Source organism: Pseudomonas sp. Fl5BN2 (assembly GCF_009908205.1).
Classification (GTDB): domain Bacteria; phylum Pseudomonadota; class Gammaproteobacteria; order Pseudomonadales; family Pseudomonadaceae; genus Aquipseudomonas.
In genome coordinates this window covers 251,849-277,939 of record NZ_JAAARL010000007.1, presented here as the reverse complement: position 1 = coordinate 277,939, position 26,091 = coordinate 251,849, and the positions used below count along the sequence as shown (strand labels likewise).

General features: G+C 66.3%; 19 protein-coding genes. 11 read left to right on the top strand and 8 right to left on the bottom strand.

Translation table 11 applies throughout. The annotated features are described in order from the left end of the window. Nucleotides 1-552: 552 nt before the first annotated feature. The 10 genes from GV819_RS12605 to GV819_RS12560 all read left to right on the top strand — a co-directional run bounded on the left by GV819_RS12605 (nucleotide 553) and on the right by GV819_RS12560 (nucleotide 17,669). Complete coding sequence (locus tag GV819_RS12605) at nucleotides 553-2,334, top strand: ABC transporter ATP-binding protein (RefSeq protein ID WP_161756412.1); 1,782 nt, start codon at nucleotides 553-555, stop codon at nucleotides 2,332-2,334. Next, the gene (locus tag GV819_RS12600) at nucleotides 2,327-4,165 is read left to right on the top strand and encodes an ABC transporter ATP-binding protein (protein WP_161756411.1); all 1,839 of its coding nucleotides are present in this window, start codon (nucleotides 2,327-2,329) and stop codon (nucleotides 4,163-4,165) included. The genes GV819_RS12605 and GV819_RS12600 overlap by 8 nt, the downstream gene beginning before the upstream one ends. A gap of 780 nt (nucleotides 4,166-4,945) precedes the next feature. Next, on the top strand, nucleotides 4,946-6,103 hold the full coding sequence (locus GV819_RS12595; protein WP_161756410.1) for an LLM class flavin-dependent oxidoreductase: 1,158 nt from the start codon (nucleotides 4,946-4,948) through the stop codon (nucleotides 6,101-6,103). Nucleotides 6,104-6,122: 19 nt separating this feature from the next. Next, nucleotides 6,123-7,175: an ABC transporter substrate-binding protein gene (locus GV819_RS12590; RefSeq protein WP_161756409.1), complete on the top strand. Its 1,053-nt coding sequence runs from the start codon at nucleotides 6,123-6,125 to the stop codon at nucleotides 7,173-7,175. Nucleotides 7,176-7,212: 37 nt separating this feature from the next. Next, complete coding sequence (locus GV819_RS12585) at nucleotides 7,213-8,271, top strand: ABC transporter substrate-binding protein (protein ID WP_161756408.1); 1,059 nt, start codon at nucleotides 7,213-7,215, stop codon at nucleotides 8,269-8,271. A gap of 964 nt (nucleotides 8,272-9,235) precedes the next feature. Further along, nucleotides 9,236-11,506 carry a TonB-dependent receptor gene (locus tag GV819_RS12580; protein WP_161756407.1) on the top strand — a complete coding sequence of 757 codons (2,271 nt, stop codon included), beginning with the start codon at nucleotides 9,236-9,238 and terminating at the stop codon, nucleotides 11,504-11,506. Between the two features lie 763 nt (nucleotides 11,507-12,269). Further along, nucleotides 12,270-14,741, top strand: coding sequence for a TonB-dependent receptor plug domain-containing protein (locus GV819_RS12575; RefSeq protein ID WP_161756406.1), 2,472 nt, complete (start codon nucleotides 12,270-12,272; stop codon nucleotides 14,739-14,741). 579 nt (nucleotides 14,742-15,320) lie between these two features. Further along, a complete protein-coding gene (locus GV819_RS12570) occupies nucleotides 15,321-16,088 on the top strand; it encodes an ABC transporter permease (RefSeq protein WP_161756405.1) in 768 nt (255 codons plus the stop codon). Nucleotides 16,089-16,099: 11 nt separating this feature from the next. Further along, nucleotides 16,100-16,861: an ABC transporter permease gene (locus tag GV819_RS12565; RefSeq protein ID WP_161756404.1), complete on the top strand. Its 762-nt coding sequence runs from the start codon at nucleotides 16,100-16,102 to the stop codon at nucleotides 16,859-16,861. Between the two features lie 10 nt (nucleotides 16,862-16,871). Then, nucleotides 16,872-17,669, top strand: coding sequence for an ABC transporter ATP-binding protein (locus tag GV819_RS12560; protein WP_161756403.1), 798 nt, complete (start codon nucleotides 16,872-16,874; stop codon nucleotides 17,667-17,669). A 483-nt stretch (nucleotides 17,670-18,152) separates the two neighbouring features. Here GV819_RS12560 and GV819_RS12555 read toward each other — a convergent pair whose 3' ends face one another. Genes GV819_RS12555 through GV819_RS12535 form a run of 5 tightly spaced genes read right to left on the bottom strand, consistent with a single transcriptional unit; the run spans nucleotide 18,153 to nucleotide 22,584 of the window. Further along, the gene (locus tag GV819_RS12555) at nucleotides 18,153-18,917 is read right to left on the bottom strand and encodes an ABC transporter permease (RefSeq protein WP_161756402.1); all 765 of its coding nucleotides are present in this window, start codon (nucleotides 18,915-18,917) and stop codon (nucleotides 18,153-18,155) included. After that, nucleotides 18,917-20,116 (bottom strand): ABC transporter substrate-binding protein, encoded by a 1,200-nt coding sequence (locus GV819_RS12550; RefSeq protein ID WP_161756401.1) that lies wholly within the window; start codon nucleotides 20,114-20,116, stop codon nucleotides 18,917-18,919. Before GV819_RS12550 ends, GV819_RS12555 begins: the two co-directional genes overlap by 1 nt. After that, nucleotides 20,082-20,921, bottom strand: a complete 840-nt coding sequence (locus GV819_RS12545) for an ABC transporter ATP-binding protein (protein WP_161756400.1) — start codon at nucleotides 20,919-20,921, stop codon at nucleotides 20,082-20,084. Before GV819_RS12545 ends, GV819_RS12550 begins: the two co-directional genes overlap by 35 nt. Continuing rightward, a complete protein-coding gene (locus tag GV819_RS12540) occupies nucleotides 20,918-21,988 on the bottom strand; it encodes an acyl-CoA dehydrogenase family protein (RefSeq protein WP_161756399.1) in 1,071 nt (356 codons plus the stop codon). Before GV819_RS12540 ends, GV819_RS12545 begins: the two co-directional genes overlap by 4 nt. Nucleotides 21,989-22,023: 35 nt before the next feature. Then, the gene (locus GV819_RS12535; RefSeq protein ID WP_161756398.1) at nucleotides 22,024-22,584 is read right to left on the bottom strand and encodes a carboxymuconolactone decarboxylase family protein; all 561 of its coding nucleotides are present in this window, start codon (nucleotides 22,582-22,584) and stop codon (nucleotides 22,024-22,026) included. 104 nt (nucleotides 22,585-22,688) lie between these two features. Here GV819_RS12535 and GV819_RS12530 point away from each other — a divergent pair, with 104 nt between their 5' ends. Beyond that, on the top strand, nucleotides 22,689-23,600 hold the full coding sequence (locus tag GV819_RS12530) for an AraC family transcriptional regulator (RefSeq protein WP_161756397.1): 912 nt from the start codon (nucleotides 22,689-22,691) through the stop codon (nucleotides 23,598-23,600). Nucleotides 23,601-23,618: 18 nt separating this feature from the next. On the opposite strand, the gene GV819_RS12525 is transcribed toward GV819_RS12530, so the two are convergent. Genes GV819_RS12525 through GV819_RS12515 form a run of 3 tightly spaced genes read right to left on the bottom strand, consistent with a single transcriptional unit; the run spans nucleotide 23,619 to nucleotide 26,070 of the window. Further along, nucleotides 23,619-24,290 carry a methionine ABC transporter permease gene (locus GV819_RS12525; RefSeq protein ID WP_161756396.1) on the bottom strand — a complete coding sequence of 224 codons (672 nt, stop codon included), beginning with the start codon at nucleotides 24,288-24,290 and terminating at the stop codon, nucleotides 23,619-23,621. After that, a complete protein-coding gene (locus GV819_RS12520) occupies nucleotides 24,287-25,264 on the bottom strand; it encodes a methionine ABC transporter ATP-binding protein (RefSeq protein WP_161756395.1) in 978 nt (325 codons plus the stop codon). Before GV819_RS12520 ends, GV819_RS12525 begins: the two co-directional genes overlap by 4 nt. Continuing rightward, nucleotides 25,261-26,070: a MetQ/NlpA family ABC transporter substrate-binding protein gene (locus tag GV819_RS12515; protein WP_161756394.1), complete on the bottom strand. Its 810-nt coding sequence runs from the start codon at nucleotides 26,068-26,070 to the stop codon at nucleotides 25,261-25,263. Before GV819_RS12515 ends, GV819_RS12520 begins: the two co-directional genes overlap by 4 nt. Between the last annotated feature and the right edge of the window lie 21 nt (nucleotides 26,071-26,091).

The following is a 26,091-nucleotide window of genomic DNA, read 5'->3' as shown; positions in this document are numbered from 1 at the left end:
ACCGTAGGAGCTGGCTTGCCAGCGAAGGCGTTCGCAAGACCGGCACAAGGCTTGGGGGCCTCTTCGCCGGCAAGCCGGCTCCTACGAAGAAGCACCGTGTCACCCCGCACCGTAGGAGCTGGCTTGCCAGCGAAGGCGTTCGCAAGACTGGCACAAGGCTTGGGGGCCTCTTCGCCGGCAAGCCGGCTCCTACGAAGAAGCACCGTATCACCCCGCACCGTAGGAGCTGGCTTGCCAGCGAAGGCGTTCGCAAGACTGGCACAAGGCTTGAGGGCCTCTTCGCCGGCGAGCCGGCTCCTACGAAGAAGCACCGTATTACCCCGCACCGTAGGGGCTGGCTTGCCAGCGAAGGCGTTCGCAAGACTGGCACAAGGCTTGAGGGCCTCTTCGCCGGCGAGCCGGCTCCTACGAAGAAGCACCGTATCACCCCACACCGTAGGAGCTGGCTTGCCAGCGAAGGCGTCCTCGAACCCGGCACAAGGCTCAAGGGCCCATTCGCCGGCAAGCCGGCTCCTACGATCAATGGCCAATATTTCCCTGAATGAGCCCTGCATGATCGAAAAACACCCTCTCTTGCGCGCGCTGGCGATCTACCGGGAAGTGCCCTGGCGCTTCGCCCTGGTGGCGCTGCTCTATGTCGCCGTCAACCTCGGGCTGGTCTGGCAGCAGTGGCTGATCGGTCATGCGGTCAACGCTGTCAGCAGTGGGCAGGCGGTAAGACGCCTGGCCGACGGCAGCCTGGATGCCAGCCTGGGCTGGTACTGGCTGTGGCTGCTGCTGGCGGTGGCCCTGGGCCGGGGCGTGTTGCAGTACGCCGCCACCGTGCTGTCCCTGGTGCTCAGCCAGGAGCTGCTGACCCGCCTGCGCGAGCGCATCCTGCAGCAGGTCCAGGGCCTGCACCTGGGCTACCACTGGCAGCACGGCATGGGCGAGATGATCACCCGCACCACCCGCGATGCAGACAAGGTCCGCGACGCCCTCATCAGCTTCTGGCGCCAGGTGGTGGAAACGCCCCTGGTGGTGCTGGCCACGGTGGGCCTGCTGGCCTGGTACAACCCCTGGCTGGCAGTGGTGCCGCTGCTGCTCACCGCCTGCGGCTTGTGGATCTTCGTGCGCCAGACCGAGCACCTGGTCAGCCTCGATCGCGCAGTGGGCGCCGCCTACGACCGGGTCAACCAGGACCTCAGCGAAGGCATCGGCGGGGTGCGGGTGATCAAGTCCTTCGCCCTGGAGCACGGCCGCATCCAGGGTTTTGCCGCCCAGGTCGGGCTGTTCGCCGAGCACGCACGCCGGGCCCTGGCCTACTCCAGTTCGCGAATCCCCCTGCCCCAGGCCGTGGTCGCCCTCAGCCATGTTTGGGTCCTGGTCTACGGCGCTCATCGGGTGGCGGCCGGGCAACTGGGGATCGGCGAGCTGGTCAGCGCCCTGCTGATCGTCACCACCCTGGTGTTTCGCATCGAAGGCATCGGCCGGGTGATGCAGACGTTTGCCGACGCCCGCTCCAGCGCCGAGCGCATCTGGCAGTTGCTGGACGAGCCACTGCACATTCGCAGTGGCAACGCCCGGCTGCCCCAGGCGCCCCTGGGGTTGCGCCTGGAGGGGGTCAGCGTCAGCGCCCCCGGCGGGGGCCGGAAGATTCTCGATGACTGCTCCCTGAGCCTTGAACCTGGCGAGGTGGTGGCCCTGGTGGGCGCCACCGGCACCGGCAAGAGCCTGCTGGCCAGCCTCCTGCCGCGCCTCACCGAGGCCGGTGCCGGCCGGGTGCTGCTGGGCTCCGAGCACAGCGGCTGGCAAGACGTGCGCGAGCTGGATCTGCAACAGCTACGGCGCCGGGTGCATGTGGTGCCCCAGGAAAGCTTCCTGTTTTCCGACACCCTGGCGGCCAACCTGCGCCTCACGGCCCCCGACGCCAGCCACCGGCAACTGCGCCAGGGCCTGGCCCTGGCCGCCGCGGAAGATGTACTGGAACGCTTGCCCCAAGGCCTGGACAGCCGCCTCGGCGACCGTGGGCTCACCCTTTCCGGTGGCCAGCGCCAGCGCCTGAGCCTGGCCCGGGCACTGCTGGGAGAACCGGACATTCTCTGCCTCGACGACGCCACCAGCGCCCTGGACGCCATCAGTGAACGCCAGGTGCTGGACAACATCCGCCAATTGCGTCGAGACCAGGGCCGGGCCACCACCCTGCTGGTGATCTCCAGCAAGCTCTCGACCATTCTCCTGGCGGACCGGGTGTTGCTGCTGCAGGACGGGCGCATCAGTGCCAACGGCGCTCACGCCGACCTTGTGGAAACCAACGCGCACTACCGCGACCTGCTGGGAATCGATCATGGCTAATCCAATCGCCGGCAAGGCCCTGAGCGATATCGAAATCGAGGAAATGCTCGCCCGCCAGGCGCTGGACCGCAGCATGCTGTCCCGCCTGCTGCCTCTGCTGCGGCCGATCCGCGGCGCGATCCTGACGGTGATCGGCATCGAGCTGCTGCTGGTGTTCACCGTCTTCCTGCGGCCCTGGTTCGTGCGCGAACTGCTGGACCACGGGCTGGTCCCGGACCAGGGCCACTGGCTGCTGGATGAATCCCTGGTGCTGTGGCTGGGCCTGGGGCTGGCGGCCAGTTGGCTGGGGCGCTTCGTCCTGGCCGGGCTGTCGCAGTTCGTCGCCGGCAGCGCAGCGATCCGGGTGCTCAACGACCTGCGGGTCAAGGTCTTTGCCCATATCCAGGCCCTGAGCGTCAGCTACTTCGACCAGACCCGCGCCGGGCGCATCATTTCCCGCGCCGACCGCGACGTCGACAGCCTGGAACCGCTGCTGATCCAGGGCCCGCCAGAGCTGCTGGGGGCCCTGTTACGCTGTGGCCTGGCGGCGCTGATGCTGTGGCGCATCGACCCGCGGTTCTTCCTCAGCCTGGCGGCCACGGTGCCGCTGCTGGTGCTGGCGACCTGGGGCTTCAAGCGCATCTCCCAGCGCAACTGGGCCAGGGTCGCGGAGAACCGCAGCCGCTTCACCGCGCACCTGGTGGAAAGCGTCAGCGGCGCGCGCATGCTCCAGCAATGCGGGCAGCAGGAACCCAACCTGCAGCGCTATCGCGGCCTGCTGGATGACTTCAACCAGGCGCTGATTCGCGGCAGCCTGCGCTCCAGCTGGTTCGCCCCGTTCACCGCCCTGCTCAGTGCCGCCGGCATGGCCGCGCTGTTGCTGGTGGGCGGCTATGGGCTGGCCGGCAACCAGATCAGCGTTGGCCAGATGGCGGAAAGCCTGTTCTACGTGTTTCTGTTTCTTGGCCCGTTGCAGGAGCTCTCCGACCTGTTCGAACGCTACGCCACCGGTTCGGCCTCGGCGCAGCGGATCTTCCTGCTGCTGGACACCCGGCCCCAGGTCCTCGACCCAGCCCACCCACGGCGCGTGCAACGGGCCCGCGGCGAGGTCGGCTTCGAGCAGGTACGGTTCGCCTACGACCCCAAGAGCGACAATGCGGTGATCCAGGACCTGGACCTGCAGATCAAGGCCGGCGAAGTGCTGGCGATTGTCGGCCCCTCGGGCCATGGCAAAAGCACCCTGGTGCAGTTACTGACCCGTTTCTACGACGTTCAGGGCGGCGCCGTGACGCTCGACGGCGTGGACATCCGCCACCTGGCCCAGCACGACCTGCGTCGGGCCGTGGGCGTGGTACTGCAAGACAACGTGCTGTTCAGCGGCAGCATCCTCGACAACCTGCGCCTGGCGGCCCCCGGCGCCGATGATGGGACGCTGATTGCCGCGGCCCGGGACCTGGGAGCGGACGAAGTGCTGGAACGCCTGCCCCATCAGTACCACAGCGAGGTCGGCCCCCTGGGTGGACACCTGAGCCACGGCCAGCGGCAACTGGTGTGCCTGGTGCGAGCCTACCTGGCCAACCCGGCGGTGCTGGTGCTGGACGAAGCCACCTCGGCGGTGGACATCCACACCGAGCGGCGCATCCAGCGCGCCCTGCGCCGGCTGTGCCAGGGGCGCACCGCGATCATCATCGCCCACCGCCTGGCGACCATCCGCGACGCCGACCGGATCGCCGTGATCCGTCATGGCCGGCTGGTGGAACAGGGCACGCACCCGCAACTGATGCAACGCGACGGCGCCTATGCAGCGCTGTACCAGGCCTACCTGCGCAGCGCCGAGACCGCCCCGGCCTGACCACCCGCCCATAAGGGCAGCGCCGATATTGCGCCAACCGTAGGAGCTGGCTTGCCAGCGAAAGCATCTTCAAGCGCGGCGCATGTCTTGCCGGCCTGTTCGCCGGCAAGCCGGCTCCTACAAGGGCAGCGCCGATATTGCGCCAACCGTAGGAGCTGGCTTGCCAGCGAAGGCGTCTTCAAGCGTGGCGCATGTCTTGCCGGCCTCTTCGCCGGCAAGCCGGCTCCTACAAAGACGGCGCCGATATTGCGCCAACCGTAGGAGCTGGCTTGACAGCGAAGGCGTCTTCAAGCGCGGCGCATGTCTTGCCGGCCTCTTCGCCGGCAAGCCGGCTCCTACAAGGACGGCGCCGATATTGCGCCAACCGTAGGAGCTGGCTTGCCAGCGAAGGCGTCTTCAAGCGTGGCGCATGTCTTGCGGGCCTGTTCGCCGGCAAGCCGGCTCCTACACGGGCAACGCCGATATTGCGCCAACCATAGGAGCTGGCTTGCCAGCGAAAGCGTCTTCAAGCGCGGCGCATGTCTTGCCGGCCTCTTCGCCGGCAAGCCGGCTCCTACACGGGCAGCGTTGATATGGGGGGCGGCAAATCTGTTGCGCGCCCAGCAACCGCTGCTGACGGGGTGCTGCTACAGCAGCATTCGCTGTCGCCAGCGCATCCCGAATAGCCGCTCAAGGCCCATGCCTGCAGGCTGTGCCAGCCATGGCATGGCCGTTGCAATCGCCTCCGTCAGGCGTCTTCGCACCCGCGCGGCGCAACGCGTTACTGAATCAGGAGCACCCATGAGCACTGAATTTTTCTGGCGCCTGCCGCTGGGCACCGACGGTCCGCAGTTGAGCACCGACAAGCACAATCGCGGCAATCCCCAACCCCGCCCGGGGCATATCGCCCCTGGCCGCCTGGCCACCGGCGAGCCCGACGGTTTCACCTACATCGACTACATCGCCCAGGTGGCCAAGGCGGCCGAGCTGGCCGGCTTCGAAGGCGCCCTGCTGCCCACCGGCCCCGAGCCGTGGGTGGTCGCCGCGGCCCTGGCCCGGGAAACCCGGCGCATCCGTTTTTTGATTGCCTTCCAGGCCACCTGGACCCTACCCGCCTATGCCGCCCAGCAGGCGGCGATCCTGCAGAACCTCAGCCACGGACGCCTGGACTGGAACATCATCACCGGTGGCAATCCGATCAGCCAGCGGGCCCATGGCGACTACCTGGACCATGACCGGCGCTACCAGCGCACCGGCGAGTTCCTCGACGTCATCCAGGGCCTGTGGCAGAACGAGCGCTTCTCCTATGACGGCGATATCTACCAGCTGGAGAACGGCGCCCTGCCCCCGGGCCTGCAGCAGGAACGCAAGCCGGGGGTGTATTTCTCCGGTTTCTCCGACGCCGCCCTGGACGTGGCCGCGCGGCACGCCGACGTCTACCTCAACTGGGCCGAACCCATCGACCAGCTCAAGCCGCATATCGAGCGGGTCCGCGAGCTGGCGGACAAACAGGGGCGCACGGTGCGCTTCGGCCTGCGGGTCGATCTGTTCGCCCGGGAAACCGAAGAGCAGGCCTGGGCCGACCTGCGCCGCCAGTTCGACAAGCTCGAAGGCAAAGGCAGCCTGATCGCCAAGAACTTCACCAGCGGCTCGGATTCGGTGGGCGCTGCGCGGCAGACCGCCTACCACCAGAACGTCGACCGCTTCGATGACCTGATCCTCGGCCCCAACCTCTGGGCCGGCTTCGCCAAGGCCAAGCCGGGACCCACCGTGGGCCTGGTGGGCAGCCACCAGAACGTTGCCGAGCGCCTGGCGGAATACCGCGACGCCGGTTTCTCCACCTTCATCCTGGCGGGCAACCCGCACCTGGAGGAAGCCCTGCGCATCGGCCAGGAAGTCCTGCCCCTGGTGCAGCAACGCCCCGTCGCCCAGGCGGCGCCCCAGCAGGCACGCGCCTGAGCCCATAAGGAGCCCGTTCATGTCCCATCCTCTGGATACCCTCTGGTACACCCGCTGCCCGGTTCCCACGGGCCTGGGCATTGCCGTGCAGAAAGGCTGGCTGCAAGACAGCCTTGGCGCCCTCGGCACCCAGGTGCAGTCCCTGCGCGAGTCCAGCGACCAGGCCGTGCGCGAGTCGCATTTTGACCACAGCCTGCGCAACTCGGTGCGCCACGGCGGCAGCATCCCGGCCCTCTGGGCTCGGGCCCAGGGTCGGGAAACCCGGCTGATCGGCCTGTCCTGGGCCGATGAGGTGCAACTGATCCTGACCCGCGCCGACAGCGGCATCCAGCGCATCCAGGACCTCAAGGGCCGGCGCTTCGGCCTGCCGGACTGGGCCGGCGCGCAGATCGACTTCACCCGCGCCCAGGCCCTGCGCGGCCTGGAAAATGCCCTGAACCTGGACGGCCTGCAGGTGGGCGACCTGCAACTGGTGAACTACCGCTACGGCGGCACCTTCAGCGACCCCCAGGTGCAGACCCTGGCCGATACCCCGGTCAGCGCCCAGCCCACCGCCGGCCGCAACCTGGAGCTGCAAGGCCTGCTGCGGGGCGAGGTCGACGCGATCTTCCTCAAGGGCGCCAGCGCCGCCCGCCATGCCCATGAATTCGGCCTGCGCACCCTGATCGACACGGGTGCCCATCCCGACCCGCTGATCCGCTGCAACAACGGCACCCCGCGCACCCTGACCGTCGACCTGAACCTGCTGGAGCAGCACTTCGAGGTCGCCACCGGGATTCTCGGCGCCGTGCTGCGGGCCGAACACTGGGCCCACCGCCACCCGGAGGACACCCGCCGCTACCTGGCCCGGGAAACCAACAGCAGCGAGTACTGGATCAGCGCCGCCTATGGCGAAGATGCCCACCTGCGCCTGCGCACCGGCCTGGATGAGCGGGCCATCGACGCGCTGGAGGATTTCAGCGCCTTCCTGCAGCGCTGGCGCTTCATTGCGCAGCCGGTGGACGTGCGCCAATGGATCGACCGCCGGCCGCTGGATGCGCTGCTGGCCACCCCTACCGCTCTGGCCGGCTGACCGCGCCAGGTTTCATGGATTCGAACTGAAGACCCTTATGAGCAAACCACTCGATACCCTCTGGTACACCCACAGCCCGGTGCCCACCGGGCTTGGCATCGCGGTACAGTCCGGACGCCTGGCCGAGGCTTTCCTGCCGTTCGGCACCAACATCCAGTCCCTGCGCGAATCCAGCGAACGCGAAGTGCGCGAGGCCCACTACGACCACCACCTGCAGAACTCGGTGCGCCATGGCGGCAATATCCCGGCCATCTGGGCCTATTCCAGCGGTGTGCAGACCCGGGTCCTGGGCCTGTCCTGGAGCGACGAGGTGCAGCTGATCCTGACCACCGCGGAAAGCGGCGTGAAGAGCATCCGCGACCTGAAGAACCGGCGTTTCGGCCTGCCCAAATGGGCCAACGTGCAGATCGACTTCACCCGCGCCCAAGCCCTGCGCGGCCTGGAAAACGCCCTCAAGCTGGAAGGCCTGGAGGTCAGTGACGTCGAGCTGGTGGACTACCCCTACGGCGGCACCTACAGCGACGAACAGAAACAGCACCTGTACGGTTCCGAAGTCAGCCTGGGGGTGACCCGCTTCAGCCGCCGCAACAACGAACTGATCGGCCTGCTGCGGGGCGACATCGACGCGATCTTCCTCAAGGGCGCCCACGCCGTGCACCTGGCCAACGAGTTCGGCCTGCAGGTGGTGGTGGACACCGGCTCCCACCCCGACCCGCTGATCCGCTCCAACAACGGCACCCCGCGCACCCTGACCGTGGACACCCACCTGCTGCGCGAGCACTTCGACGCCAGCGTGAAGATCGTCGACACCGTGCTGCGCACCGAGCAATGGGCCTGGGCCAATCCCGAGGAAACCCGGCGCTTTCTGGCCCGAGAGCTGAACACCAGCGAATACTGGGTGGCAGCCGCCTATGGCGAGGATGCCCACCGGCGCCTGCGCACCACCCTGGATGCGCGGTCCATCGAAGCCCTGCAGGACTTCACCGATTTCCTCCATCGCTGGCAATTCATTCCCCGGCGTTTCGACGTACGGGAATGGATCGACTTCAGCGTACTGGAGACCGTCATCGGCTCCACCTCCCGAGTCGCCGTCTGACTCGCCGGCCAACCGACTCCTGCGCAGGGAACACCGCAATCACCTGGGACCTGTAGGAGCTGGCTTGCCAGCGAAGGCGTCCTCCAGTTCGGCACAAGGTTCAAAGGCCCCTTCGCCGGCAAGCCGGCTCCTACGGAGGGAGCGCCGCAAGCACCTGGGACCTGTAGGAGCTGGCTTGCCAGCGAAGGCGTCCGCCAGTTCGGTGCAAGGTTCAAAGGCCCCTTCGCCGGCAAGCCGGCTCCTACGGGGTGGGAACGCCGTAATCGCGTGGGACCTGTAGGAGCTGGCTTGCCAGCGAAGGCGTCCTCCAGTTCGGCACAAGGTTCAAAGGCCTCTTCGCCGGCAAGCCGGCTCCTACGGGGGGAACACCGCAAGCACCTGGGACCTGTAGGAGCTGGCTTGCCAGCGAAGGCGTCCGCCAGTTCGGCACAAGGTTCAAAGGCCTCTTCGCCGGCAAGCCGGCTCCTACGGGGTGGGAACGCCGCAATCACATGGGACCTGTAGGAGCTGGCTTGCCAGCGAAGGCGTCCGCCAGTTCGGTGCAAGGTTCAAAGGCCTCTTCGCCGGGAAGCCGGCTCCTACGGGGTGGGAACGCCGCAATCACATGGGACCTGTAGGAGCTGGCTTGCCAGCGAAGGCGTCCGCCAGTTCGGCGCAAGGCTCGAAGGCCCATTCGCCGGCAAGCCGGCTCTTGCGCTTGTGTTGGTGGGGCAGCATTTCGCGGGGTACGCGGTGCTGCTCCAGCAGCAGCCACCCAGCAACTTCTGCTGAATCCACCGCAGGTGTTTTACCCCCTCTCAAATGCGCCTGTTCGCCTCAACGCAAGCTGCAGTTTTCACGGCCCAAGCCTTTGGAATTAACCCTTTATTTTCAATCACCTAGCAAATCAAAACAGCCAGGAAAAACTCTTGGCACGATCTCTGCTCCTGCCCCTTTAGCGAAACTTTAAATGGGGGAGATTCACATGCATAAGCTTAATCCGATCACCAAGAGTCTATGGCTGGCACTGGCCCTCGCCGGGGGCTCATTCAGCCAGGCTTCGCTGGCCGCTGAAACCACCGAGGCCGACACCACCAGGAACAGCACCGAGCCAGCCTTGAAGACCGTGACCGTCACCGCCCAGCACCGGGAGGAAACCCTGCAAGAGGTTCCGGTGGCGGTGTCGGCGGTCCAGGGCACCAGCCTGGTGACCGACGGGGTGCGCAACATGGGCGATATCACCACCTTCATCCCCAACGCCTCGGCCAAGAACCCCGATGGCGACGGCCGGCCGCGCTGGTATATCCGTGGCCTGGGCACCGGCGATACCGGGGCCGCCACGGTGTTCCCGGTGGGCATCTACGCCGATGACGTCTACCTCAACGCGCCCATCGCCGGCGGCGGGCCGTTGTTCGATCTGGAGCGCATCGAAATCCTGCGTGGCCCCCAGGGCACCCTGTACGGCAAGAACACCACTGCCGGTGCGGTCAATGTGATTTCCAAGAAGCCCGGCTTCGACACTGACGGCTACGGCACCCTGGGCATCGGCAGCAAGAACGAGCGCATCCTCAATGGCGCCATCGGTGGAGCCCTGGTGGATGACAAGCTGGCGGCGCGGCTGTCGCTGTATTCGGAAGAACGCGACGGCTTCCAGAAGAACCTCACCGACGACCACACCTACGGCGACGTCGACAAGAAAGCCGTGCGCCTGCAGTTCCTGGCCAAGCTCAACCCGGACCTGGACGCCCTGCTGAAGATCCACGCCCGGGAATACAAGGGCGACGGCAGCAACGGCTCGCTGCCGGTGGGGCGCTACTACAACGTCGGCTACCAGCGGCCCGACGGGCGCAATATCGCCCTCAACGTCAACGAGGACGCCAAGCTCGATCACGACGGCACCTCGCTGACCCTGAACTGGCGCCTGGGGGACTACACCCTGACCTCCATCAGCGCCTACGACTACATTCGCGGGCAGTCCACCAGCGACGCCGACTACACCCCCTACGAGGTCAACGGCGCGGCCATCAGCGACAACCGCTACAACCAGTACTCCCAGGAACTGCGCCTGGCCTCGCCGCAGCAGGAGACCCTGCGCTGGCTGGCGGGGGTGCACTACTTCCATGAGGACCTGGACAGCTCGGCCAAGCGCCTCATCACCCCGGGCCCCACGCCCAACGGCAGCGGTTCCAACCAGACCGGCGGCGCCACCGACTTTCGCGACCTCAACTACCAGCACACCACCGACAGCTACGCGCTGTTCGGCAACCTGACCTACGACTTCACCGACAACTTCACCGTTACCGGCGGCCTGCGCTGGACCCAGGAAAAGAAAGACATCGACCTGGACCTGACCCAGCTCACCCGCGCCACCGCCAACGGCCCGCTGATTCCCCTGGGCGCCGCCGGCAGCAATGGCAGCCGCGACGAGAGCAAGACCTGGGAAGCCTGGACCTACGACCTGACCCCGGAATACCGGATCAACGACAACGTCCGGGTGTTCTTCCGCTATGCCCACGGCTTCCGCTCCGGGGGCTTCAATACCGGGCTGTCCACCAGCCTGGCGCAGTTGACCACGGTGGACCCGGAACAGCTGGACGCCTACGAGATCGGCCTCAAGTCGGAATGGTTTAACCACCGCCTGACGGCCAACGCCAACGTCTTCTACTACGACTACTCGGACATCCAGGTGAACCTGCTGACGGTCAACAACGGCGTGCTCACCACCGCCCTGACCAACGGCGCCAAGGGCAAGGTCAAGGGCGCCGAGCTGGAGCTGGAAGGCCAGCCCACTGACTACCTGCACCTGCGAGCGGCGATCTCGTTCCTGGATACCGAGTACACCGACTTCAAGAACACCAACCCCAACACCGGCGCGATCACCGGCGACTACAGCGGCAACAGCTTCGTGCGCTCGCCGCGCAACGTGGTGTCCCTGGGGGGCGACTACACCATTCCCCTGGAGATCGGCGGCAAGCTGGTGGCCGGTGGCGACGTGAGTTTCCGCGACAAGGAATACTTCCTCGCCGACCGCCAGAGCAGCGCCGACAAGACCCTGAGCCAGCCCCACTACACCCTGGCCAACACTCGCCTGACCTGGTTCAGCGCGGATGAAAAGCTCAGCGTCACCGGTTTCGTCAACAACCTCACCGACCGCCGCTACCAGGTCCATGGCCGGCCCAACGGTGGCCTGGGGCAATACGTCATCACCTACGGCGACCCGCGCACCGTAGGTCTGAGCGTCACCAGCCGCTTCTGACGCCCGCGGCGACAACCCGAACCCTGATTTCCGGGCCGCCGGTATCCCCAACCACCCACCGCCACCTGTAGGAGCCGGCTTGCCGGCGAAGAGGCCCTTGAGCCCTGCGTTGTCCACGAGGACGCCTTCGCTGGCAAGCCAGCTCCTACGGGGTGAAACCCGAACCCTGATTTCCGGGCCGCCGGTATCCCCAATCACCCACAGCCATTTGTAGGAGCCGGCTTGCCGGCGAAGAGGCCCTCGAGCCCTGCGTTGTCCACGAGGACGCCTTCGCTGGCAAGCCAGCTCCTACGGGGTGAAACCCCGAACCCTGATTTCCGGGCCGCCGGTATCGCCAATCACCCACAGCCATTTGTAGGAGCCGGCTTGCCGGCGAAGAGGCCCTCGAGCCCTGCGTCGTCCACGAGGACGCCTTCGCTGGCAAGCCAGCTCCTACGGGGTGAAACCCGAACCCTGATTTCCGGGCCGCCGGTATCCCCAACCACCCACAGCCACCCTGTAGGAGCCGGCTTGCCGGCGAAGAGGCCCTCGAGCCCTGCGTTGTCCACGAGGACGCCTTCGCTGGCAAGCCAGCTCCTACGGGGTGAAAACCCGAACACTGATTTCCGGGCCGCCGGTATCCCCAATCACCCACAGCCACCTGTAGGAGCCGGCTTGCCGGCGAATAGGCCCTTGAGCCCTGCGTCGTCCACGAGGACGCCTTCGCTGGCAAGCCAGCTCCTACCCGGGTGGCCGGGTCATCCATTTCAGAAGGAATCCAACCATGTTCCATCGCCATCCGTTGGCCGGCGCCGTGGCGCTGGTCGTCGGCAGCCTTGCCGTGCCCGCGTTCGCTGCCCAAGCCTCAAGCAATGCCCCCGGCGCCAGCGCCGATCACCTGGACACCGTGGTGGTGCTGGGCACTCGGCGCAGTGATGTCACCGCCCTGGAAAGCGCCGCGCCGGTGGACGTGCTGTCCGCCGCGCAGTTGCAGCAGACCGGCGCCAGTGACCTGTCCGGCGCCCTCACCGCCCTCTCGCCTTCGTTCAGCTACCCGCAATCGCCCCAGGGCGCCTTCGCCGGTTCCATCGCCCAGGGCGCTTCCCTGCGTGGCCTGGCATCGGACCAGGTGCTGGTGCTGGTCAACGGCAAACGCCGCCACACCAGTGCCAACGTCACTCGCCAAAGCCTGGTCAACGGCCGTGGCGCCGCCGCAGTGGACCTGAGCCTGATCCCCCTGAGCGCCATCGAGCGGGTGGAAATCCTGCGCGACGGCGCCGCGGCCCAGTACGGCTCCGACGCCATCGCCGGGGTGATCAATATCGTGCTCAAGGAAAAGGACGACGGCGGCAACCTCGGCTACCGCTTCGGCGGCTATGACAAGGGCGATGGCCTGCAGCGCAAGCTCAGCGGCTGGAAGGGTTTCAGCCTGCCCAACGACGGCTTCCTGACCCTGAGTTTCGACGCCGGCAGCCAGGACCCAGCCAGCGACACCAATCCCGACAAGCGGATCTTCTATCCCGGCTCCACCAACACCAGCACCCCCAGGGAACAGAACAACCGCTACCGCACCTGGCGCTGGGGTTCGGGCAATGTCTCGGACCAGTACAACTTCGCCGCCAACAGCGAGTTCGGCCTGAGCGAAGGGCTGACCGCCTACGGCTTTGCCACCTACTCCCACAAGAACACCGAGGCCGAAGGCTTCTTCGACCCGCCCACCACCTTGCGCAACAACTACGGCAGCGACGCCCTGCAACGCTACCCCGACGGCCGCCTGCCGATCACCCGCTACGCGCTGGAGGACTACGCCCTGACCGGCGGCCTGCGCTATGAGGACGAGCGCCTGGGCAAGTTCGACCTGGCCCTGAACCACGGCGACAACAGCCTCAAGTCCACCGACCGCAACGCCATCAACCCCAGCTGGGGCGACGCCAGCCCGGCGAAGATCTACACCGGCAAGCGCGAGGCCGACCAGACCAACCTGACCCTGGACTGGGTGCGGGACTTTCCCACCGACCTGTTGTTCAAGCCCCTGACCCTGTCGGCGGGCCTGGCCTGGCGCCAGGAGAACTACGAGCTCAGTGCCGGCGAGGCTGCGGGCTGGCAGAACGGGCCGCTGTTCAATACCGCCGACCCGGTCACCGGCCGGCGCATTCCCGGCTACTACTCGGGCATCACCCAGGTCGACGCGGCCTCTCTGGAGCGCAAGGTCTGGGGCGCCTACATCGACGTCGAAGGGCAGATCACCGAGAAGTTCCAGGCCGGAGTCGCGGTGCGTACCGAGCACTATTCGGATTTTGGCGACACCACCAACGGCAAGCTGTCGCTGCGTTACGACTTCACCCCGCAACTCGCCGCCCGGGCCACCGCCAGCACCGGCTACCGGGCGCCGTCCCTGGTGCAGAGCGGGCTGTCGTCGTTCAGCGTGCAAGTGGTGGAGCAGCCACCGGGCAGCGGCAACTACGTCGAAGTGCAGCAACGCACCCTGAGGGCCGACAGCGCGGAAGCCAGGCTGCTGGGTGGCAAGGCACTCAAGCCGGAGGAATCCACCAACTACTCCCTGGGCCTGGTCTGGCGCCCGCTGGCCAACGCCTCGGTGACCCTGGATGCGTACCGGATCAACATCGACAATCGCATCACCCTGTCCGACCAATTGCCGGCCGCGGTTGTCACGCCGATCTTCGCCGGCACCCCGTACGCCAACATCCAGAGCGCGGCGTTCTACACCAATGTCGCCGACACCCGCACCGATGGCGTCGAGCTGACCGGCAACTACCAACTGGACCTGCAGCGATGGGGGCGCCTGAACCTGTCCAGCGGCTACAGCCAGAACGACACCCGGATCACCGCCCTGCGGGATGTGGGCGGCATCGCCGGCTCGCAGATCGTCGGCCGCACCACCCAGGGCCTGATCGAGGACGGCACGCCGAAAAACAAGCTGATCCTGAGCGCCAACTGGCTGTACGACAGCTGGGGCGTGACCCTGGCCCAGCGCCGTTACGGGCAATGGAAAAGCCTCAACGCCAGCAACCCGACCCTGGACCAGACCTTCAGCGCGCAATGGGTGACCGACCTGGACATCGCCTACCGCTTCGACAAATCGCTGAAGCTGTCCGTGGGCGCCATCAACCTGTTCGACACCCACCCGGACAAAGCTGCGGGCGCGCAACTCTATGGCGTGCCCAAATACTCCATCACCAGCCCCGAGGGCGCCCAGGGCGCGTTCTACTACACCAGCCTCAGCTACGACTTCTGAGGCCCGACTGCTGCCGGGGTGTTGCCCTGGCAGCAGTGACTGCTGCCCAGGCATCAGTTTCGCCGACAAGCCAGCGCCCACAACCCACGCACAACGCCGCTCCTTGCGTAGGAGCCGGCTTGCCGGCGAAGAGGCCCGCAAGCCCTGCACCGCACCGGCCGACGCCTTCGCTGGCAAGCCAGCTCCTACAGCAGTCAGATAAACCGTGCAGCTCCCCGTAGGAGCCGGCTTGCCGGCGAACAGGTCCGCAAGTCTTGCACCGCCCTCACCGACGCCTTCGCTGGCAAGCCAGCTCCTACAGCAGTCAGATAAACCGTGCAGTTCCCGTAGGAGCCGGCTTGCCGGCGAAGAGGCCCGCAAGCCTTGCACCGCACCGGCCGACGCCTTCGCTGGCAAGCCAGCTCCTACAGCAGTCAGATAAACCGTGCAGCCCCCCGTAGGAGCCGGCTTGCCGGCGAAGAGGCCCGCAAGCCTTGCGCCGCCCCGGCAGACGCCTTCGCTGGCAAGCCAGCTCCTACGACGGGGGATGGCACAGGTCTTGCGATAGGCATCGGGTACTTCGCCGATATAAGAACCGCCATGGCTCATTCCTTGCGCTGCATCCTCACTTCCCTGACCTGGCTGATCTCGCCCCTGGCGCTGTTGCTGCTCTGGACCCTGGTGGCCCAGGCCGGGATCTTTCCGCGCAATCTGCTGGTGCCGCCGGCCCAGGTGCTGCACACCTTCGAAACCCTGCTGGCCAGCGGCGAGCTGCTGGAGCACTTGCATAACAGCCTGTCGCGCCTGGGCCTGGGCTTTGCCCTGGGGGCCCTCGGCGGCCTGGTGTTCGGGGTGCTGATGGCCCTGTCGAAAACCGTCGAGGCGTACTGCGCGCCGCTGTTCCATACCCTGCGGCAGATCCCCAGCATCGCCCTGATCCCGCTGTTCGTGCTGCTGTTGGGCATCGATGAAACCTTCAAGATCGTCATCGTCGCCAAGACCGCGTTCTTCCCCGTGGCCCTGGCCGCCAGTGAGGGGGTCAAGGCCATTCCCCGCAGTTACTTCGAGGTGGCCGACGTCTACCGCCTGCGCTGGCCAACCCTGGTCCGGGAAATCGCCCTGCCCGCCGCCGCGCCGCCGATCATCACCGGGCTGCGCATCGGCCTGACCCGGTGCTGGGTGGTGCTGGTGGCCACCGAGTTGCTGGCCGCCGACAGCGGCCTGGGGCAGATGATCGAGATGGCCCGGCAGATGCTGCGCATCGATGTGGTGATGGTGGGGATAGTGGTCACCGGCGTCATCGGCTTTGCCCTGGACTTTTCCTTCCGCCGCCTGGAACAGCGCGTGCTGCGCTGGCAAACCCGCTAGGAGCCCCCTGCATGACCACCCTACTGACCAAGTTTCGCGGTCTATTGCTGCCCCTGCTGCTGATCGGCGGCTGGGAATACCTGTCGCGCCAGGACGCCGCCGGGGCCTATGCCTTCGTGCCGCTGTCCACCATTGGCAGCGCCTTGCTGGAACTGCTGGGCAACGGCGAATTGTCGGTCAACCTGCTGGCCAGCCTGGGCCGGGCCAGCGGCGGCCTGCTGCTGGGCACCCTGGCCGGGGTGCTGCTGGGGGGCCTGATGGCCCTGTCGGCCCTGGCCAACCGCCTGATAGGCCCGCTGTTCCATTCAATCCGCCAAGTACCGATGCTCGGCTGGATTCCGCTGATCGCCATGTGGTTCGGCAACGGTGAGTTTTCCAAGATGCTGATCGTCAGCCTCGCGGCCTTCTACCCCATGGTGCTCAACACCTACCAGGGCTTTTGCCAGGTGGAACGGCGCTACCGCGAGGTCGGCCAGGTGCTGGTGCTCGGCCCGGTGCAGCGGCTGCGGCACATCCTGTTGCCGGCGGCCCTGCCGAGCATTGCCACCGGCCTGTTGCAGGCTCTGGCCTTTGCCTGGGTGACGGCGGTGGGCAGCGAGCTGTTCCTGTCCTCCGGTGCCGGCCTGGGCAACCTGATGATGAACGCCGAGGCCGGCTCGCGCATGGAGATCATCGTGCTCTGCGTGCTTTGCATCGGCCTGTGCGGCTACCTGATGACCCTGCTGTTGACCCTTCTGAGCCGCCGCCTGCTGCGCTGGCGCCCTACCCGTTAAGGCCCCCTCCATGAATGCAATCGCCCAACACGCCCCGCTTTACAGCCACCACCACACACCGCCCGGGGCCCTGCAGATCCGCGCCCTGAACAAGAGCTACCGGATCCAGGGCCAGGCCCTGCCGGTGCTGCAAGGCATCGACCTGGACGTCCAGCCTGGTGAATTCGTCAGCATCGTCGGCGCCAGCGGCTGCGGCAAATCCACCCTGCTGCGGCTGATCGTCGGCCTGGAGGGCGACTATCAGGGGCAGATGCTGCTGGACGACAAGCCGGTGACCGGCACCAGTCTGGAACGGGGCATCGTGTTCCAGGACCACCGGCTGTTTCCCTGGATGACCCTGGCCCAGAACATCGCCCTGGCCTTGAAGAACCACCCCTTGTCCGCCGCCGAGAAACAGCGCCGGGTGGCCGAGCACATTGCCCTGGTCAACCTGCAAGGCTTCGAGCAGGCCTACCCCCATCAACTGTCCGGCGGCATGGCCCAACGGGGGGCGATTGCCCGGGCGCTGATCAACCAGCCCAAGGTGCTGTTGCTGGATGAACCCCTGGGGGCACTGGATGCCCTGACCCGGGTGCGCCTGCAGCACGAACTGCAACGGATCTGGGTGCAGCAGCGCTGCACGGTGATCATGGTCACCCATGACATTGAAGAAGCGCTGTACCTGGGGGACCGGGTGATTGTCATGGAAGCCCATCCGGGGCGGATCAAGCATGAGATTCGTGTCGACCTGCCCCATCCGCGGGACCGCAGCTCCCCGGTGCTGCAGGGCTACAAGGAGCAGTTGCTGGAGGAATTGGTCGGGTATTGATGGTCGGGGTGGCGCCGCGAATACGTGGGCGCTGTAGGAGCTGGCTTGCCAGCGAAGGCGCCGGCCGAGGCGGTGCAAGGCTTGCGGGCCTCTTCGCCGGCAAGCCGGCTCCTACACAGGTGGCGTTGCGATTGCGCTGGGGCTGTAGGAGCTGGCTTGCCAGCGAAGGCGTCGGCCGGGGCGGTGCAAGGCTTGCAGGCCTCTTCGCCGGCAAGCCGGCTCCTACACAGGTGGCGTTGCGATTACGTGGGCGCTGTAGGAGCTGGCTTGCCAGCGAAGGCGCCGGCCGGGGCGGTGCAAGGCTTGCGGGCCTCTTCGCCGGCAAGCCGGCTCCTACACAGGTGGCGTTGCGATTACGTGGGCGCTGTAGGAGCTGGCTTGCCAGCGAAGGCGCCGGTCGGGGCGGTGCAAGGCTTGCGGGCCTCTTCGCCGGCAAGCCGGCTCCTACAAGGGGAGCCGGTGTTGCGCCGGCAATACGGGGGCTCAGGCGTGGGACCAGCGCCGGTGCAGGCCGCGGGCCAGGGCGTCGAGGGCGAAACCCAATACGCCGATCAGCAGGACCATGGCCATCAGTTCCGAATAGGCCAGGCGGTCCCGGGTATCAAGAATGAAGTAGCCCAGGCCAGCGCTGACACCAAGCATTTCGCAAGGCACCAGGACGATCCACAAGATGCCGATGGACAGCCGCACCCCGGTCAGTACATGCCCCACCACGCCGGGCAGGATCACCTTGCGCAGGGTTTCCCAGCGGGTGGCGCTGAGGCTGCGGCTCAGTTGCAGCCAGCGTGGGTCGAGCTGGCGTACGCCAGCCGCGGTGTTGAGCAGGATCGGCCACAGCGCGGCGAACGCCAGGAGGAAGTAGATCGGCTGGTCTCCTACCCCCATCAGCATCACCACCACCGGCATCCAGGACAGCGGCGAGATCATCCGCAGGAACTGGAACGCCGGGGTGGTGGCCGCCTCCAGGTGCCGGTAGCTGCCCACCAGCAGGCCCAGGGGCACGCCGATCAGCAGGGCCAGCAACAGCCCCACCAGGATGCGCTTGAGGCTCACCAGCACATGCTCATACAGCTCGCCGCGCCCCAGAAGCTCCACCAGGCTGGCGAAGGTCGCCTCGGGGGAGAAACGCGCCGCCAGGCCATAGCCGCCGCCCAGCAGGTGCACCCCCAGCCACCAGCCCAGCAGCAGGCTCAATAGACCGGCCAGGCCCAGGACCCAATGGTTCAGGGAGGAAGGTTGCTTGCCCATCAAAGACCGAACTCCTCGCTGCGTTCGAAACTGTCCGCCAGGCCGAAGGCCTTGAGCCCGCCCACCGAAGCGATGGCGTTGCGCACGAAGCGATCATCCACCAGGTCCTTGGCGGTGTGCGCCGGGTCAAGGCCAGCCAGGAAGCCCTTGTCGCCCTCGATCAAGGTGTCCTTGAGGCGCTTGACCAGCTCCTCGGTGTAGCTGGGGAACGGATATGGCTGGAAGTCGATGCGCTGCTCGTCCCAGTGGCTGTGCTGGATCGCCCCACTGGCCAGGTAGGCTTGGCGATCCTCGGCCGCCGGGGCCAGCACCCGTTTCAGCACCTGGGGCGCATGGGGGGTGTAGCGGTTGGCGCCGTCCTTGGACAGCAACTGGGCCGCTTCGGCGCGGTGATCACGGGTCCACAGCTGGGCCTTGACGATGGCGTTGACCACCTTCTGCGACCACTCGGGACGGTTGTTCAGGTCATGCTCGTGCATGAACACCACGCAGCAGGCGTGGTTGCGCCAGACATCCCCGGTAAAGCGCTGCACCCGTCCGACCTTGAGTTCCTCGGCCAGGGCGTTGAACGGCTCGGCGACGATGTAGCCGGCAATCCGCTGGCTGGCCAGGGCTGGCGGCATGTCCGAAGGCGGCAGCACCAGCAGGTTGACCTCGTTGGCCCCCAGGGCACTGCCAGCGGCCTTGCTCACCGGCACCAGGCCGTGGTCGCGGAACAGCTGCTGCACCACCACGTTATGGATCGAATACCAGAACGGAATCGCCACCGACTGCCCCGCCAGTTGCTTGACCTCGGTAATGCCCGGGGCCACGGTCAGGCCGGAACCGCCGACATGATTCCAGGCCACTACCTTGGCCGGCACCTGGCTGCCATACCGAGCCCAGACGGTCATCGGCGACAGCAGGTGGATGACGTTGACCTGCCCGGAAATGAACGCCTCGATTACCTGGGCCCAGCTGCGCAACAGCACCGGGCGCTCGGCCTTGATCCCTTCGGCCTCGAACAGGCCATTGTTGTGGGCCACCAGCAACGGCGTGGCGTCGGTGATCGGCAGGTAGCCGATGCGCACCGGCGCATCCGGTTCCTGGGCAGCGCGGGCCTGCAGGCTGTTGAGCAGCGGCAAGGCGCCGCCAGCTGTCAGCAGTGCGCTGAGTTTAAGAAAGTCACGACGCGTGTGAGTGAAGTCGTCCAGGCACATGGTCAATCTCCGACGGTGCAGGCAAAGGGGAATTAAGCGGATTGCGGCTCGCCCGCCGAAGGGTTTTGAGAATCTCGATACGCAGGGCGCCCAGCTCCTCGATCCGCTCGGCACGTGGCGCCGGTAAATCGATGTGCCACTGGCCGAGGGTCTGCGCCGGGCTGTTACCCAGTAGCAGCACCCGATCCGACAGCAGCAGGGCTTCGTCAATGTCGTGGGTGATCAGCAGCGCTGCGGTCTGGTGCTGGCCGATCACCTCGAGCAGCAGTTGCTGCATGTCGGCGCGAGTCACTTCGTCCAGCGCGCCGAAGGGTTCGTCCAGCAGCAGCACCTGCGGTTGGCGAGCCAGGCAGCGGGCCAGCGCCGTGCGCTGGGCCATGCCGCCGGAGAGCTGTGCCGGGTAGCGCTGGCGGGCATGTTCCAGACCCACCGCGGCAATCGCCTGGTCGATGCGTTCCTTGCGCTGCTGTGGGCTCAGGTGCGGCTGGCGGGCGAAATCCAGGCCGAAGGCGACGTTGTGCTCCAGGTTCAGCCAGGGCAGCAGGCTGGGGTCCTGGAACGCCACGGCGACCCGCGGATGAGGCCCGTCGAGGGTTTCCCCCAGCAGGCTGACCTGCCCGGCATGGGGCTTCTGCAGGCCGGCCAGGACCCGCAGCAGGCTGGACTTGCCGACCCCGCTGGGGCCAAGGATGGACACCACTTCGCCGGCCTGCAGCTGCAGGTCGAAGTCCTCCAGCACGCTGTGCCAGCCGTCTGCTGCCGGGTAGCCGAGGCTGATTGCCTGTGCGTTCAACAGGCCACTCATGCTGCCGCGTTCCGCGCCTGGCGTTGCAGTTCGGCGCGCAGTTGCACCAGGCTCGGGGTGACGATGGGCACGAACGCCGACTCGCGCCAGCGCCGGGCGAAACCGCTGCCGAACTCGCTGAGGTAAGCCTTGCCGCCGCTGGCCTGCAACTCCAGCTGCACGGCGTTGGCGGTGGCTTCGGCCAAGGCGATGCGGACCCGGAACAGCGCCCCGGGCTGGCTCAGGAAGCGCCCGTCGAGCAGGCCGCTCTTGAGCTCGCCGACAGTCTGTTCCAGGTGCTGGCGCTGCTCCAGCAAGGGCTCTTGAAGGATCGAACGGGAACCCTCGAGGTGTTTTTCCACCTCGCTCAGGGCCCGGCGCGCCAGGCCGATGGCCAGGGCGCATTGCAGGCCGAGAAAGGCCGGGCGCACCGCCGGCAGGAACACCCGGGCATCGTCGTGCAGCAGCCAGTCACGGGCCACCGCCACCTGGTTCAGTTCCAGGGCCGCGGTGTTGCTCGATTGCAGCCCCATCAGTTGCAGGTCGTCAGAACGCTGCAACCCGGGCAAGGCATCCGGGATCGCCAGGATAAAGGGGGCACCGCCCTCCTCGCGCTCGATGGCCGCCGCCACCACGAACCCGCTTTTACGCAGGTTGGTAACCCAGTGCAGGCGGCCATTGAGGCTCCAACCGTGGTCCTGCGCCTGTGCCTTGACCTGCAAGGCCTCGATCCCCGAGAGGAATTTCATGGCATTGGACAGCCCGGTGGCCCCGGCCAGTTCGCCGCTGAGCAGCGACGGCAGCAGGCGCTGGCGCAAGCCGCTGTTGGGGCTGTGCAGCAGGTATTCGATAAAGGCCCGCTGGCCCCAGCAGACAAAGGCCGCCGCCAGGGAATGGCTGGCCACCGTGGCCATGACTTCCAGGGCATCGGTCAGGTCACCGCCGCTGCCGCCCTGGGCCGGGTCGATGCCGACCCGCAGCACCTGGGCGCCCGCCAGCCGGGCGAGAACCTGCTGCGGGTCGCACTGGCCCTGGTCGAGTGCCTGGGCCTGGGCGTCCAGCCACTCACTCAATAGCGGATTGAGCATGTCGTTTACTCCTTGAAGGGCGTTGTCGCCCTGACTCATTGACCTTGCGCGGACCAGCGATACTTGGCCAGCTCGGGGTTCAGTTCGGTGCCGGCGAACACGTTGGCAAAGTTGCACAAGGTCGCCAGGCTGATGCCCAGGATCACTTCCAGGGCGTTGCCTTCGCTGTATCCTGCGGCCTTGAACTGGGCATAGCCCGGGTCGCTGACCTTGCCCCGGGTGGCGATCACTTCACGGGCGAACGCCGCCAGGGCTTCCAGCCGGGCCTCGGGCAAGGTGCTCTGCTCACGCAGGGCGCTGACCACCGGGTCCGGGAGTTTGGCCTTGTTCAGGGCCACCGAGGTATGACCTGCGACACAGAAGTCGCAGCCATGGGTGGTGGCGGCGATCAACTGCACCACTTCGCGCTCCGCCAGGCTCAGCTCGGCCTTGCCGTTGAGCGCCGAGACCGTGACGTAGGTTTCCAGGGCCGCCGGGGCGTTGGCCAGGATACCCAGCAGATTGGGAATGAACCCGGAGTTCTTCAAGGCATTTTCAAGAAATGGCCGAGCCGCTTCTGGGGCGCTGTGCAAGGTGTGTAGAGTGACGCGGGACATGGAGTGGACTCCTGCTGTGTGGGTGTGCGTCAAGTCTGTTGGTTATAAGAATTTCGATCCATATTCTAAAGTAGCAATTACTTGCTCCTGAGTGTTTCCCTTAGATGATTTCGTCAAACCCGCTGGTTGATTGGTTATTAGAAGGACTGGAACTCGATGCCAGCCTGTTTCACATCGGTCGCTACTGCGGCGGCTGGCACGCCAGCACCCAGGGCCTGGCCCGGGCCAGCTTCCACCTGGTTGTGCAGGGTCATTGCTGGTTGCATATCGATGGCGTGCCCGAGGCCCAGTGTCTAAATGCCGGGGATGCGGTTTTCCTGCTGCAGGACCTGGGTTATCGGCTGTCCAGCGCGCAGCAGGCAGAAGTTGCCCAGCAGTTGCCACGCCTGGCCATGGGCCCGCTGGACCCGACTGCCCAGGACGGCGTCGGGCTGGTCTGCGGCTTTTTCCATTTCAAGTCCGGGCTGTCCTCGCTGATCATCGACGGTCTGCCGGGCTGGATCATCCTGCAGGCCGGTGACCCCTCGCTGAGTGCCGCGCGGGCGCTGTTCCAGCTGATTCTCGACGAATGCCAACGGCTCCCGGCACCGTCCCAGGCGTTGCTCGAACGTCTCAGTCACCTGCTGTTTCTGTATGTGTTGCGCCAGCAGGTCAGCGATAACCAGGACCTCGGCGGGCTGGTGGCCCTGGCCCGGCATCCGGCGTTTGCGCCGTTGCTGGAGCAACTGATCCAGCGGCCCGGCGAGCCCTGGCCCCTGGAAAGCATGGCGGCCCTCACCGGGCTCTCGCGGTCGGCGTTTTTCAAACGCTTCAATGAACTTGCCGGACAGTCCCCGGGACAGGTCCTGCTGGCCCTGCGCATGCGCCATGCCTGCCAACGGCTCAAGGCCAACCAGACCGTGGAGCAAGTCGGGGCCGCCGTGGGCTATCAGTCGATTGCCGCCTTTACCCGGGCCTTCACCAAGGCGGTGGGGCTGCAACCGGGGGCCTATCGCAAGCAGCATGAAGGACGCTGAGCCACACCGGCACCAGGCTCAGCGCCGGTGAGCCAGGGCCCGCACCAGCCGGTCGCCACAGCTCTGTACGCCCTGGACCAGCAGCACCAGGACCAGCACCGTGGCCAACATGATCTGGTTGTTGAAGCGCTGATAGCCATAGCGGATCGCCAGGTCCCCCAGCCCACCTCCGCCAATGACTCCAGCCATGGAAGAGAAGCCGATCAGCATCACCAGGGTCAGGGTCAACCCTGCCAATAGCGCCGGTAAGGCTTCGGGCAGCAAGGCCTTGAAGATCACATGGCCGATGTGTCCACCCATGGCCAGGATCGCCTCGATTCGCCCCTTGTCCACTTCATCCAGGGCGTTCTCGACAATTCGCGCAAAGAACGGAAAGGCGCCGATGGTGATGGGCACCACCGCGGCGGTGCTGCCCAGGGTGGTGCCCACCACCAGCCGGGTCAGGGGAATCAGGGCAATCAACAGCACCACGAAGGGCAATGAGCGACCGAGATTGACCAGCCCGCCCAACAGGCGATTAAGGCGTGGCATCGGGCACAGCCCGCCTTTGCGGCTGACGAACAGCAACACCCCCAGCGGCAGGCCGATCAACAGGGTCAACAGCGACGCCAGGAACACCATGTACAGCGTTTCGCCAGTGGCGATCAACAGCAGTTGCGCCAGTTCCTGCCAATCAACACTGCGGTTCACAGGCGCTCACTGCGGATGCCCCGCTGGGCCAGGGAGGCCAGCAGTTGATGGAACTTCACGGCCTCGCCCGGAGCGGCAGCAATGCGCAGGCGCCCTACCCGCTGGCCAGCCACGGACTCGACACCACCGGCCAGCACCTTGAGCTCCAGCGCCTGCTGGCGGCTCAGTTGCGCAAGCAGCGGCGCCGCGCGCTGGTTGTCGAAGAAGGTCAGTTCGGCCTGGAGCTGGCCGCCGCTGAACGGCAGGTTGTAGCCCGGCAGCAACGCGCGGCCGAGTTCCGACTGTGGGTCCGCCAGCAGTTGCGCGATCGGACCGCATTCCACCAGTCGGCCCTGGGCCAGGGAAGCGGCGTGGGAACAGATCGACTTGACCACCTCCAGTTCATGGGTGATCAGCACAATGGTCAGCCCCAACTCGCGGTTGATCCGCGCCAGCAGCTGCAGGATCGACGCCGTGGTTTGCGGGTCCAGGGCGCTGGTGGCTTCATCCGACAGCAGGTACCGGGGACCGGCGGCCAGGGCTCGGGCAATGCCCACCCGTTGCTTCTGGCCGCCGGACAATTGCGAGGGAAAGGCCTGGGCCTTGTCACTCAGCCCCACCAGTTCCAGCAGCTCCAGGACCCGGGCCCGGCGTTGCTCCTTGGCCTGGCCGGCTATCTCCAGGGGCACCGCGACATTGTCGAACACCGTGCGCGAATGCAGCAGGTTGAAGCCCTGGAAAATCATGCCGATGCGTTGACGCTGCTTGCGCAGCTGACCCGCGGACAACGCACCGAGGTCCTGGCCGTCGATCAGGATGCGCCCGGCACTGGGACGCTCCAGCAGGTTCAGGCAGCGCAGCAGGGTCGACTTGCCGGCGCCACTGCGCCCGAGAATGCCGTACACCGCGCCATCCGGAATGCTCAGCGAAACCTGCTGCAGTGCCGGCGGCTGGCCATCGCCATAGACCTTGCTGACTTGCTCGACCTGGATCATGGCTGACGGTCCGCCACCGGAATCACCGAACCCGAATAGGTCTCGGTGATGAACTTGGCCACTTCAGGGGAATTGAGGTCCTTGGCCAGTTGGCGGATGCGTGGATCGCCCTCAAGCTTGGGCGTGGTCACCAGGATGTTGGCGTAAGGGTTGTGCTCGGCCTTCTCCAGCCCCAGGGCATCCTTGGCCGGCAGCAGCCCCGCTTCCAGGGCGTAGTTGCCGTTGATTACGGCCAGGTCCACGTCTTCCAGGGCCCGGGGAATCTGCGGCGATTCGATTTCGAGGATCTTCAACTGCCTGGGGTTATCGGCGATGTCCTTGGGGGTGGCCTGGTCGCGAGCCGGATCGGTGAAACCGGGCTTGAGGCGGATCAGTTGGTAATCCTGCAGCAGGTACAGGGCACGGCTGAGGTTGGTGACATTGTTGGGCACCGCCACCGTACCGCCCTGGGGCACCTGGTCGAAGCCCTGGTGCCGTTGCGAATAGATGCCCAGCGGTTCGATGTGCACACTGGCAGCCACCGCGAAGGGTTGGCCCAGGGCCTGTTCCTGGGATTTGAGGTACGGCAGGTGCTGGAAGTAGTTGGCATCCACATCGCCGTGGGCCAGCAGTTCGTTGGAGTTCACGCCATTGGGAATCTCGATGATCTTCAGCGCCAGCTGCGGATCAAGCTTCTGCACATAGGCGAGGATCTGCGCGTGGGGCACCGGGTCGGCGGCGACCCGCACCGGCTGCGCCGCGCTGGCCGGCAGGGCATGAGCCAGGCTGGCCAGCAGCGCCAGGGTGAACAGGTTTTTCTTCAACATGGCAGTCTCCTTGCTCAGCGA

Excerpts from the sequence above, each read along its gene's own strand:
- GV819_RS12600 (WP_161756411.1), top strand. The coding sequence starts at position 2,327 with ATGGCTAATCCAATCGCCGGCAAGGCCCTGAGCGATATCGAAATCGAG.
- GV819_RS12595 (WP_161756410.1), top strand. The coding sequence starts at position 4,946 with ATGAGCACTGAATTTTTCTGGCGCCTGCCGCTGGGCACCGACGGTCCG.
- GV819_RS12555 (WP_161756402.1), bottom strand. The coding sequence starts at position 18,917 with ATGGGCAAGCAACCTTCCTCCCTGAACCATTGGGTCCTGGGCCTGGCC.
- GV819_RS12575 (WP_161756406.1), top strand. The coding sequence starts at position 12,270 with ATGTTCCATCGCCATCCGTTGGCCGGCGCCGTGGCGCTGGTCGTCGGC.
- GV819_RS12545 (WP_161756400.1), bottom strand. The coding sequence starts at position 20,921 with ATGAGTGGCCTGTTGAACGCACAGGCAATCAGCCTCGGCTACCCGGCA.
- GV819_RS12590 (WP_161756409.1), top strand. The coding sequence starts at position 6,123 with ATGTCCCATCCTCTGGATACCCTCTGGTACACCCGCTGCCCGGTTCCC.
- GV819_RS12570 (WP_161756405.1), top strand. The coding sequence starts at position 15,321 with ATGGCTCATTCCTTGCGCTGCATCCTCACTTCCCTGACCTGGCTGATC.
- GV819_RS12535 (WP_161756398.1), bottom strand. The coding sequence starts at position 22,584 with ATGTCCCGCGTCACTCTACACACCTTGCACAGCGCCCCAGAAGCGGCT.
- GV819_RS12560 (WP_161756403.1), top strand. The coding sequence starts at position 16,872 with ATGAATGCAATCGCCCAACACGCCCCGCTTTACAGCCACCACCACACA.
- GV819_RS12520 (WP_161756395.1), bottom strand. The coding sequence starts at position 25,264 with ATGATCCAGGTCGAGCAAGTCAGCAAGGTCTATGGCGATGGCCAGCCG.
- GV819_RS12515 (WP_161756394.1), bottom strand. The coding sequence starts at position 26,070 with ATGTTGAAGAAAAACCTGTTCACCCTGGCGCTGCTGGCCAGCCTGGCT.
- GV819_RS12585 (WP_161756408.1), top strand. The coding sequence starts at position 7,213 with ATGAGCAAACCACTCGATACCCTCTGGTACACCCACAGCCCGGTGCCC.
- GV819_RS12605 (WP_161756412.1), top strand. The coding sequence starts at position 553 with ATGATCGAAAAACACCCTCTCTTGCGCGCGCTGGCGATCTACCGGGAA.
- GV819_RS12565 (WP_161756404.1), top strand. The coding sequence starts at position 16,100 with ATGACCACCCTACTGACCAAGTTTCGCGGTCTATTGCTGCCCCTGCTG.
- GV819_RS12540 (WP_161756399.1), bottom strand. The coding sequence starts at position 21,988 with ATGCTCAATCCGCTATTGAGTGAGTGGCTGGACGCCCAGGCCCAGGCA.
- GV819_RS12550 (WP_161756401.1), bottom strand. The coding sequence starts at position 20,116 with ATGTGCCTGGACGACTTCACTCACACGCGTCGTGACTTTCTTAAACTC.
- GV819_RS12580 (WP_161756407.1), top strand. The coding sequence starts at position 9,236 with ATGCATAAGCTTAATCCGATCACCAAGAGTCTATGGCTGGCACTGGCC.
- GV819_RS12530 (WP_161756397.1), top strand. The coding sequence starts at position 22,689 with ATGATTTCGTCAAACCCGCTGGTTGATTGGTTATTAGAAGGACTGGAA.